We start from the raw sequence: 9,325 nt of genomic DNA on the forward strand, positions 1-9,325 counted from the left end.
GCTGGCCCGCCGCGATGAGCGCCACCACCGTCCTGGCCCAGGTCACCGCAACAGCCGCCGACGCCCGCGGTGTCGATGAGCCGGTAGCCGGTCTCCAGTGCGGAGGTGACGGCTGGTTCGGTGACGTCGGGGGGTGTCTGGAAGACGCCGAAGCCGAGGGCGGGCATGGTCACGCCGTTGTTCAGGGTCAGGTGCTGCACGGGATGCTCCTCAGCGCTGCTGGTGGTCCGCGGTGGACCGCCTCCTACGCCAACGAACGCGAAGTCGGCAACGCCATCCGAAACTCCGGCCTGCCCCGCGACGAGGTCTTCATCCAGACGAAGGTCTGGATCAACGACTACGGCTACGACCCGACCCTGCACGCCTTCGACAAGAGCGCCGGCAAGCTCGGCGTCGAGACCATCGACCTGCTCATCCTCCACCAGGCCCTCCCCGGCCGCTTCGACCTCACCACCGAGGCGTACCGCGCGCTGGAGACCCTCCTCGCCGACGGCAGGGTGCGCGCCATCGGCACCAGCACCTTCGACGACCCCGCCATCACCGCCATCGCCGCCGCCCACAGCAAGACCCCCGCCCAGATCATGCTCCGCTGGCACCTCCAGGAAGGCCGCTCCGCCATCCCCAAATCCGTCCGGCCCGAGCGGATCGCCGAGAACATCGACGTCTTCGACTTCCAGCTCACCCCCGCCGAACTCGAAACCCTCAACCAGCTCGACACCGGCGTACGCGGCGGCCCCGAACCCGCCGCCATCACCCTGGAAACCTTCGGCCGCGACATCCCCGAAGCCTGACCCCTCCTTTGCCCGCCAGCTTCAATGGCCCGAGGCGCCGCCCGCAGGACCAGGCGCCCCGTGCCGCGAAGACACGACGCGTTCGATTCTCAGGAGCAATCAACTGCCGCTGAATCCCGGGTTCTGGCTCACTTTCCGTGGATCGCCACGCTGAGTGATGGTCGTCGGGCGGGCGGACCTTTGGGAAGCTGCCTGAAAATGATCCGTCCCCAGGGCGGTGTAGCTGACAGTTCGGCCCGTGGAAGAAGTAGTGCTCCGGCTGGAGGAGTTGCCGTTTCCGTCGATCGCAGACGTGGCTGTGCTGTCGGTCGACGTGAACGAAGAGGCGGTACGCATCGAGGCCCAGAGCACGGTGGCCGGGTTCGATTGCCGTGGCTGTGGAGGCTGGTCTCGGCGGATTCACAGCTCCTACCTGCGGTTTCCTGCTGATGTGCCGAGCGGTGGCAGACGGGTCGTCCTCTGCCTGCGGGTCCGCAGGTTCCTCTGCCCGGCCATCTCGTGCGGGCGCCGAACCCTCGTCGAGCAGATGCCGGGGCTGACTCGTCGATACGGCCGGCGGACCGAGCGCCTGCGGTCGACGCTGGCCGCGGTCGGTCTTGCGCTCGCCGGTCGAGCCGGGGCCCGCATAGCGAGAGTCTTCGGCTTGTCCGTCAGCCGCAGCACGGTGCTGCGGCTGGTCGAGTCCTTGCCTGACCCGGAAGTTCCCGCCCCTCGCGTCGTCGGTGTCGATGAGTACGCGACCCGCAAAGGCCGCCACTACGGAACCGTCCTGGTCGACGTCGAAAGCAGACGCCCGGTGGACCTGCTGCCCGACCGGGAAGCCTCCAGCCTGGCCGCTTGGCTCGCGAAGCGGCCAGGGGTCGAAGTGGTCTGCCGCGATCGGGCACCGTTCTTCGCCGAAGGCGCCACCGCCGGGGCACCCCAGGCGGTGCAGGTGGCGGACAGGTGGCACCTTTGGCACAACCTCAGCGAAGCCGCCGAGCGATGCGTCGCTGACCACCGCGGATGCCTGCGGGTGCTGGCACCAGATCCAGCCCAGCCTGCCCCCGAGCCGGAGAAGTTCGAAGACCCGTCCGGATCGCCCTGGCCAAGGGGGCACCGCTTCGCCGACCGAACCCGAGCCAACCACGCGACTGTCCACGAACTACTGACCGCAGGACTCAGTCGGAGGGCGATCGGCCGCCAACTCCGCATGACCTCGCGCACCGTCAAACTCTTCGCCGACGCAGCCACCCCGGAGGACCTCTTCCGCGGGCAGTTGCAGGGCCGGCCGTCCAAGCTGGACGCGTTCAAGCCGTACCTGGATGACCGCTGGAACCAGGGCTGCACCAACGCCTGGACGGTATGGGAGGAGATCGTGCCACTCGGCTATCAGGGCAGCTACCAGCGCGTTCGCGCCTACTTCCGGGAGAAGAGGACCTCTCCTAACCCGATCACGGCTCGGCCGCCGTCACCCCGAGTCGTTGCTGGCTGGATCCTCCGGCGCCCCGAGACCCTACCGGAGATCGATCATCTTCGGCTCAAGGCCGTCCTGGTGCACTGCCCCGAACTCGACGCCCTCACCACTCACGTCCGGTCCTTCGCCGAGATGCTCACCGAGCGCCAGGGTGAGCGGCTGCCGCAGTGGCTCGACGGCGTCCGGCGCGATGATCTCCCCAGCCTTCACACTCTCGCCGCGGGCATCGAACGTGACCGCGATGCCGTCATGGCCGGGCTCACCCTGCCTTGGAACTCCGGCGTCGTCGAAGGACACGTCAACCGAATCAAGATGCTCAAACGCCAGATGTTCGGCCGCGCCGGCTTCGCTCTCCTGAGGAAGAGGGTTCTTCTGGCCAGCTGACCACAGCCACCCATAGGGTGACGGGGACGAGAGAAGAAGCACCATGGATCCCCGCATATCCCGCCTGCGTCGCAAGCTGGCTGCGATCCCGTTCCAACCACTGCGCAGCCACTCCTTCGGAGAAGAGCAACACAAGTTCCGCCTCGGTCCGAAGCTGGCAGAAGCACGCGTCGCTGCGTTCGAGGCCGAGCACAACATCGCCCTGCCCGACGCCTACCGGCAGTTCCTCACGCACATCGGCGGCTCAGGCGCGGCGCCGTTTTACGGCCTCATGCCGCTGGAGCGGTGTTCCCTGCTGGTCATGAACCCGCGTGAGGAACCGGGGGCACCCCGCGGATTCAACGACGCAGAACCCGGGAGACACGAACGCGACCTCTTCCTCCACGTCATCGAGATGGGCTGCACCGACGTATGCATCATCGCGGTGACTGGTCCCCTCACCGGCCGCGTCCTCATCGGCAACAGCGACGGGTTCTGGGGCCCCAACGTCTCCTCCGCCACCGACTTCCTCGACTGGTACGAACGCTGGCTCAACCACATGAGCGCCGGACGCGACAACCGGACCCTCGAACTCACCTCACCCCAGCTTCGCGCCCATCCAAACCGCCATCGCATGGCCCCGAAGATCTGACTTTCCGTAACCACTCCACGGAAAGTGAGCCAGAACCGGTTCCCGTGAACAAAGCCACACTGGGCATGCATGAGGCCGGCCGGTCGCTGAGCATGGCGGGCATCAGACGAGCAGGTGCGTTCCCGTCAAGGATCGGGTTGTGATGATTGCGCGCCGGTCGGGTCGGCAGTTCTGCGTCATAGAGCGGCTTCGCCGAGCGGATGGTTGGTTGCGGATGTGACGGGCGCGGGGCGTGCGACGCTCGGGTGGCGTCGCCGGACGGGCATGGATGCCGGCTGTCCTGGCGCTGGGTTTCGGGGTTCGGGGATGCTCTCGCGGATCCTGGGTGTGCCCTGGGTGCTGAGCACGGCAGTGGCGAGGAGGACGAGCAGGGGGCCGGCGTCGGGGTCGGTGGACTGTCCGCTGGTGAGTTGTCCCGCGCCCTGCCCGATGACCCAGAACAGCAGCGCGAGGGCGATGCCGCTCCATGCGGCTGCGGTGCGCCAGGGCCGTGGTGCCAGGGCGGTCAGGCCCACCGCTGCGGTCACCACGGCTGCGGTGATCGTCACCGCGGTGCTGTGCGCGCCCAGGGCGGAGGCGAGTGTGCGGTCCAGGGAGGCAAGAGGTCCGGGTGCGTCGTCGGCCGAGGAGGCGAGGGCCTGTACTGCGCCGTTGCCGGGCAGCGCTTGCAGGAGGGCGTGGCCGCTGGCCAGGCCGCCGAGGCCCTCGCCGAGCCACCACACCGCAAGGGCCCGGCCGATGGAGGCGGCCAGGGACCAGCGGGCGGTGCGCGCCCACAGCAGCCCTGCCCCGAGGAGGAGTTGGCCGAGGGCGAAGGCTGTGCTCGTCAGGACGGGTGCGGCGGCGATGAGGTGTGCGGCCCAGTGGACGGACGCGGCCACGGCGGCGGGCTGGCCTGTGGCGGCGGACGGATACGGCGGTGGGCCCTCAGCGTGTGACCGAGGTCAGGGCGGCGAACACCACGGTGTTGTCCAGATAGGAGTGGGTGCTGGGGTTCCAGTCACCGCAGGTGATCAGGCGCAGTTGTGGGGTGGTGCTGGGGGTGGTGTAGACGTCCAGGGTCGGGAAATGGTCCTTGGGGTATTCGCGCACCGCGGTGACGGTGAACGTCGCGGTGCTCCTGTCCGCCCGGGTCACGGTCACCTTCTCGCCCGCGACCATGGCGCCCAGGCGGTAGAAGACGGCGGGGCCGGTCTGTTCGGAGTCCACGTGCCCGAGCACGACGGAGGCCCCGATCTGTCCGGGAGTGGCGGAATTCCGGTACCAGCCGGCCTTCAGCGGCTGCCCGGGGACCTGCACGCTGCCGTCGGTGTTGCGGCCCAGCCGCAGGAGGCCGCTGCGCACTCCGATCGCCGGAATGCTCAGGGAGGTGGGTGCCGAGGCGGGGAGCACCAAGCTCGGCCCTGCGTCAGGCCGTGCGGAGGCGGTGGCGGTTCCGGTGGGCGCCTGATCCGCGCGGTCCGGGGGCGGGGCGGCCGGCGGGGGTGTGGGGTTGCGGGTGCCGGCAGCGGCGGGTGCCGGCTGCGGTGGCTGGTCGGGTTGGTCGGGTTGGTCGGTGAGGGCGATGGCGATGGTGGCGCCGCCGCCGGCGGCCAGCACGGCGGTGGCCGCCGCGGCGACAAGGCCGCGGCGGCCACCGCGCAGGATGCGCTGCATCAGTGACATGGCGTCAGGACCGGCTGATGCCTAGAAGCCCTGCGTGGTGCGGCGGCGCAGGAGCCAGGTACCGCCGGCCGCGGCGACCATGGCGCCGCCGGCGGCCAGCAGGTCGGTGTCGGTGGAGTTGTGGCCGGCCGGGCCGCTGCCGGTGGCCGCGCCGCCGGTGGGCATGGCGCTGAGCACTCCGCACAGGGCCGGGGCGGTGGCGACCTGCGGCAGCTTGGGGTCCAGTTCGCTGGCGCCGAGCACGTCGGTGAACTTGCCGCTGCCGTCGTAGTCGATGCCGTGCACGACGATGGCGGCTTTGCCGGCCTTCAGGTTGGCGACGACGTCGTTGGTGACGGTCACGGTGCGGTGGTAGTGGAACGAGGAGCCCATGGGGAAGCGGGTGACGGCCAGAGCGCTGGCGGGGGTGGTGTCGCCGGTGGTGGTCAGTGAGGTCCCGATCATTCCGTAGGACTTCATGCCGTCGGTGGTGTTGATCGCGGTGTGACCGTTGAGCTGCGTCGCTGTTGAGGCCGGGGGGCAGATGCCCTGGCCGTCGACGTGGATGTGCATCGCGTGCGGGACCCCGGCCAGCAGCCCCGAGACGGTGACGTCCACGGTGGCCCGGTCGCCGTTGAGGGTGACGCTGGCCATGCCGGAGCCGGTGACGTGGTTCGTCGGCACCGGGTTGAGCGTCGTCTGCAGGCTGCCGGAACCCGCGCTGTCGGCCGCGGCCAGGGCCGGGAAGGCCGCCGTGATACCGAGCGCGGCTATCGCTGCCGCGGAGAGAACTGCTTTGTTCATGATGACCACTCTCAGTCTGGCCCCGGGCCGCGGCGCTGGCCGCGGGCTCACCGGAACGGAAGTCCTGCCTGACTGTTCGCCATCCGACGTAGAGGTCTGTCGGATGTGGGCTGACACGCCCTCACGGCCGGGGTCATGGGCCGTATGTCGCTGCGTTGGGGAGGACCAGCGGCGATCGCCCGCTGCCCGGCCCTTCAGGAGTCATTCGGAGCCGGCAGGCCCGCGGATTGGTGCCGATTCGCACAGGCCGCGGATCACCGCGATTTCCTGCCCGCTCTGGGGCAGCGAATGGGAGTGATGCGCTGGGCCCGCCTCCCACGGTGATCGCGACGCTTCCGCAGCCGACGGGTACCCACGCTGATGGACTGCCGGTCTGCTTCGGGCGGGTCGGTCGCCCTTGGCAGGGTAGGCGGCGTTCGGGAGCCGCTGACGTTTCGGCATTCCAGGAACGACCGCACCCCGTGTTCCGGCGGGACGTGCCCGACAACGCGAAGGTAGGCCTGATGGACGCGATCGTGCTGCTCAAGGACGACCACAAGACGGTGGAGAAGCTGTTCAAGGAGTTCGAGCAAGCCGGCGACAGCGCCTACAAGACCAAGCGGGGTATCGCCGACAAGGTCATCGAGGAGCTGACCGTCCACACCTGGATCGAGGAGAAGATCTTCTACCCAGCCGCCCGCGCGGCCGTACCGGCCACCACCGACCACGTCCTGGAGAGCGTCGAGGAGCACCACGTCGTGCTGTGGATGCTCTCCGAACTGGCGGGCCTCGACCCCAAGGACGAGCGCTTCGACGCCAAGATGACCGTTCTCATGGAGAACGTGCGCCATCACGTCGAGGAGGAGGAGCAGGAGTGGTTCCCCCAGGTCCGCTCCGCCATGGGCCGCAACCAGCTGGTCGAGCTGGGCGAACAGCTCACGGCCGCCAAGCCCGGTGCCCCTCGCGATCCCCTCAAGGTCCCCAGCGCCCGCGAATGACGACCGCCGGAACCGCGTGGCGGGTCGAAGATCCCCGGCTTCGCCCCGCACCTTGAGGTGCGCATTCCGGGAGGTTTTTCGCCTACGGTTTTCCGAAGGAGCAGAGCATGGCAAGTGAGCAGTCGGGCAGAGCGGTCCAGCGGACCCGGTCGGTGACAGAGCCGGTGGCCGAGCGCGCCGGTTGGGACGTGGTGGATGTGCGGGCGGTGGACACCGCGCGGCTGCTGGCGGCCGACGCGGTGCAGAAGGTCGGCAACGGCCACCCCGGGACGGCGATGAGCCTGGCTCCGCTGGCACACCTGCTGTTCCAGAACGTCATGCGGCACGACCCGAATGACGACCAGTGGCTGGGCCGGGACCGGTTCGTGCTGTCCTGCGGGCACTCGAGCCTGACCCTCTACATCCAGCTCTTCCTGACCGGCTACGGCCTGGAGCTGCCGGACCTGGAGGCGTACCGGACCTGGGGTTCGGCCACTCCCGGACACCCCGAGCACCGGCACACCCGCGGTGTGGAGATCACCACCGGACCGCTCGGCCAGGGCCTGGCCAGCGCAGTGGGCATGGCGATGGCGGCGCGCCGCGAACGCGGACTGCTCGACCCCGAGGCCGAACCGGGCACCAGCCCCTTCGACCACCACGTCTACGCCATCGCCTCCGACGGCGACATGATGGAAGGCATCACCGGCGAAGCCGCCTCACTGGCCGGCCATCAGGAACTCGGCGATCTCACCGTCTTCTACGACTCCAACCACATCTCGATCGAGGACGACACCGACGTCTCCTTCAGCGAGGACGTCCCGGCCCGCTTCGCCGCCTACGGCTGGCACGTGCAGACCGTCGACTGGACGGGCACCGGCGCCTACGTCGAAGACGTCGACGCGCTGCTGGCCGCGACCCGCAGCGCCCGGGAAGAGACCGGCCGCCCCTCCCTGATCATGCTGCGCACCCTGATCGGCTGGCCGGCCCCCACCAAGCAGAACACCGGCAAGGCCCATGGTTCCGCGCTGGGCGGGGACGAAATCGCCGCCACCAAGACCCTGCTCGGCTTCGACCCCGACCAGCACTTCACCGTCGAGGACGAAGTGCTGGCCCGTACCCGCGAGGCCGCCGACCGCGGACACCAGGCCCACACCGAGTGGGACGAGGCCTTCACGGCCTGGCGCACGGCCAACCCCGAACGAGCCACGCTACTGGACCGCCTGCGGGCCCAGCGACTGCCCGACGACTGGGCCGACGCGCTGCCCGCCTTCCCCGCCGACGCCGAGGGCATGGCCACCCGCGCCGCCTCCGGCGCGATCCTGTCCGCGCTGGCACCGGTGCTGCCGGAACTGTGGGGCGGCTCGGCCGACCTCGCTTCGAGCAACAACACCACCATGACCGGCGAGCCGTCCTTCGTGCCGGCCGACCGCCAGACCAAGGACTGGAAGGGCGGCCCCTACGGCCGCACCCTGCACTTCGGCATCCGCGAGCACGCCATGGGCGCGATCCTCAACGGCATCGCCCTGCAGAGCCTGACCCGTCCCTACGGCGGTACGTTCCTGACCTTCTCCGACTACATGCGCCCCGCCGTACGCCTGGCCGCGCTGATGAAGCTGCCCGCCACCTATGTATGGACGCACGACTCCATCGGCCTCGGCGAGGACGGCCCCACCCACCAGCCGGTGGAACACCTGGCGGCACTGCGCGCCATCCCCGGCCTGGACGTGGTCCGCCCCGCCGACGCCAACGAAACCACCGCCTGCTGGCGCACCATCCTCGAACACACCGACCGCCCCGCCGCACTCATCCTCAGCCGGCAGAACCTGCCCGTCCTGGACCGGGACAGCGGCGAGTACGCCACCGCGTCGGAGGCCGCTCGCGGCGGATACATCCTGGCCGACACGGCGGACGGCGCCGCACCGGACGTCATCCTGGTCGCGACCGGCTCCGAGGTCCGGATCGCCCTGGACGCCCGCGCCCCGCTGGCGGCCGACGGCCTCACGGCGCGGGTGGTGTCGATGCCCTGCCGGGAGTGGTTCGCCGCTCAGCCCCCGGCCTACCAGGACCAGGTCCTGCCACCGGCCGTACGGGCACGGGTCAGCGTCGAGGCCGCCGTCGGGCAGGGCTGGCGCGAGGTCGTCGGCGATGCCGGACGGATCGTCAGCCTGGAGCACTACGGCGCCTCCGCCGACTACCAGCGGCTGTACTCCGAGTTCGGCATCACCGCGGAAGCGGTCGCCGCAGCCGCCCGCGACAGCATCCGCGACACCCAGCGGGCACCACGTCCCGGCGGCCACCAGCAGACCTCCGCCCCCATCAGCGGCGGCACCGGCGACCGCCCCTGACGACCCGGGCGGCCGGGCTTTCAGGCGCCGGCCGGTGTGCCGCTCGGCGGGACCGGCCGGCGAAATCCGGCCGGAGGGGCCGAAGTCCTCGGGGCTGCCGGAAGAACAACGAGCGGATATCTGCATGGGTGCTCCGCTCGGGGGCACACGGTTTTGTGGAGGCTGATAATCATGGGACCGTTGCTCATCGTTCTTCTGCTCGCACTGATTCTTTTCGGTGGGGGCTTCGCGCTCCACCTTCTGTGGTGGGTCGCCGTTATCGTGCTCGTCGTCTGGGTGCTGGGATTTGTCATGCGTGGCACCCACTCCAGCGG

Annotated in this window: 8 protein-coding genes and 2 pseudogenes; 6 read left to right on the forward strand and 4 right to left on the reverse strand. The window is 69.8% G+C overall.

Annotated elements, in window-relative coordinates:
• Positions 1 to 32: 32 nt before the first annotated feature.
• Positions 33 to 167: pseudogene (locus ACFO3J_RS32170) on the reverse strand (aldo/keto reductase); the annotation flags it as partial.
• Between the two features lie 90 nt (positions 168 to 257).
• Here ACFO3J_RS32170 and ACFO3J_RS32175 point away from each other — a divergent pair.
• From ACFO3J_RS32175 to ACFO3J_RS32185, 3 genes and pseudogenes are all read left to right on the forward strand, one after another.
• Positions 258 to 791, forward strand: a pseudogene (locus ACFO3J_RS32175) (aldo/keto reductase); the annotation flags it as partial.
• Positions 792 to 1,029: 238 nt separating this feature from the next.
• A complete protein-coding gene (locus tag ACFO3J_RS32180) occupies positions 1,030 to 2,631 on the forward strand; it encodes an ISL3 family transposase (RefSeq protein WP_386437131.1) in 1,602 nt (533 codons plus the stop codon).
• A 43-nt stretch (positions 2,632 to 2,674) separates the two neighbouring features.
• Positions 2,675 to 3,262, forward strand: a complete 588-nt coding sequence (locus ACFO3J_RS32185) for an SMI1/KNR4 family protein (protein WP_386437133.1) — start codon at positions 2,675 to 2,677, stop codon at positions 3,260 to 3,262.
• A 176-nt stretch (positions 3,263 to 3,438) separates the two neighbouring features.
• On the opposite strand, the gene ACFO3J_RS32190 is transcribed toward ACFO3J_RS32185, so the two are convergent.
• Genes ACFO3J_RS32190 through ACFO3J_RS32200 form a run of 3 tightly spaced genes read right to left on the reverse strand, consistent with a single transcriptional unit; the run spans position 3,439 to position 5,710 of the window.
• Entirely contained in the window at positions 3,439 to 4,143 is a 705-nt protein-coding gene (locus ACFO3J_RS32190; RefSeq protein ID WP_386437136.1) for a hypothetical protein, read from the reverse strand.
• 46 nt (positions 4,144 to 4,189) lie between these two features.
• Positions 4,190 to 4,927 carry a class F sortase gene (locus tag ACFO3J_RS32195; protein ID WP_386437139.1) on the reverse strand — a complete coding sequence of 246 codons (738 nt, stop codon included), beginning with the start codon at positions 4,925 to 4,927 and terminating at the stop codon, positions 4,190 to 4,192.
• A 21-nt stretch (positions 4,928 to 4,948) separates the two neighbouring features.
• Positions 4,949 to 5,710, reverse strand: a complete 762-nt coding sequence (locus tag ACFO3J_RS32200; protein WP_386437142.1) for a hypothetical protein — start codon at positions 5,708 to 5,710, stop codon at positions 4,949 to 4,951.
• A gap of 503 nt (positions 5,711 to 6,213) precedes the next feature.
• On the opposite strand from ACFO3J_RS32200, the gene ACFO3J_RS32205 reads away from it, so the two are divergent.
• From ACFO3J_RS32205 to ACFO3J_RS32215, 3 genes are all read left to right on the forward strand, one after another.
• Entirely contained in the window at positions 6,214 to 6,687 is a 474-nt protein-coding gene (locus ACFO3J_RS32205; RefSeq protein WP_386437145.1) for a hemerythrin domain-containing protein, read from the forward strand.
• A 107-nt stretch (positions 6,688 to 6,794) separates the two neighbouring features.
• A complete protein-coding gene (gene tkt, locus ACFO3J_RS32210) occupies positions 6,795 to 9,011 on the forward strand; it encodes a transketolase (RefSeq protein ID WP_386437148.1) in 2,217 nt (738 codons plus the stop codon).
• Positions 9,012 to 9,182: 171 nt separating this feature from the next.
• Positions 9,183 to 9,325: hydrophobic protein (locus ACFO3J_RS32215; RefSeq protein ID WP_386437176.1), on the forward strand; the 143-nt coding region annotated here is incomplete at its 3' end.

Source organism: Streptomyces polygonati, assembly GCF_042650325.1.
Classification (GTDB): Bacteria; Actinomycetota; Actinomycetes; order Streptomycetales; family Streptomycetaceae; genus Actinacidiphila; species Actinacidiphila polygonati.

Coding starts and splice junctions, on each gene's coding strand:
- ACFO3J_RS32185 (WP_386437133.1), top strand. CDS start 2,675: ATGGATCCCCGCATATCCCGCCTGCGTCGCAAGCTGGCTGCGATCCCG.
- ACFO3J_RS32195 (WP_386437139.1), bottom strand. CDS start 4,927: ATGTCACTGATGCAGCGCATCCTGCGCGGTGGCCGCCGCGGCCTTGTC.
- ACFO3J_RS32200 (WP_386437142.1), bottom strand. CDS start 5,710: ATGAACAAAGCAGTTCTCTCCGCGGCAGCGATAGCCGCGCTCGGTATC.
- ACFO3J_RS32205 (WP_386437145.1), top strand. CDS start 6,214: ATGGACGCGATCGTGCTGCTCAAGGACGACCACAAGACGGTGGAGAAG.
- tkt (WP_386437148.1), top strand. CDS start 6,795: ATGGCAAGTGAGCAGTCGGGCAGAGCGGTCCAGCGGACCCGGTCGGTG.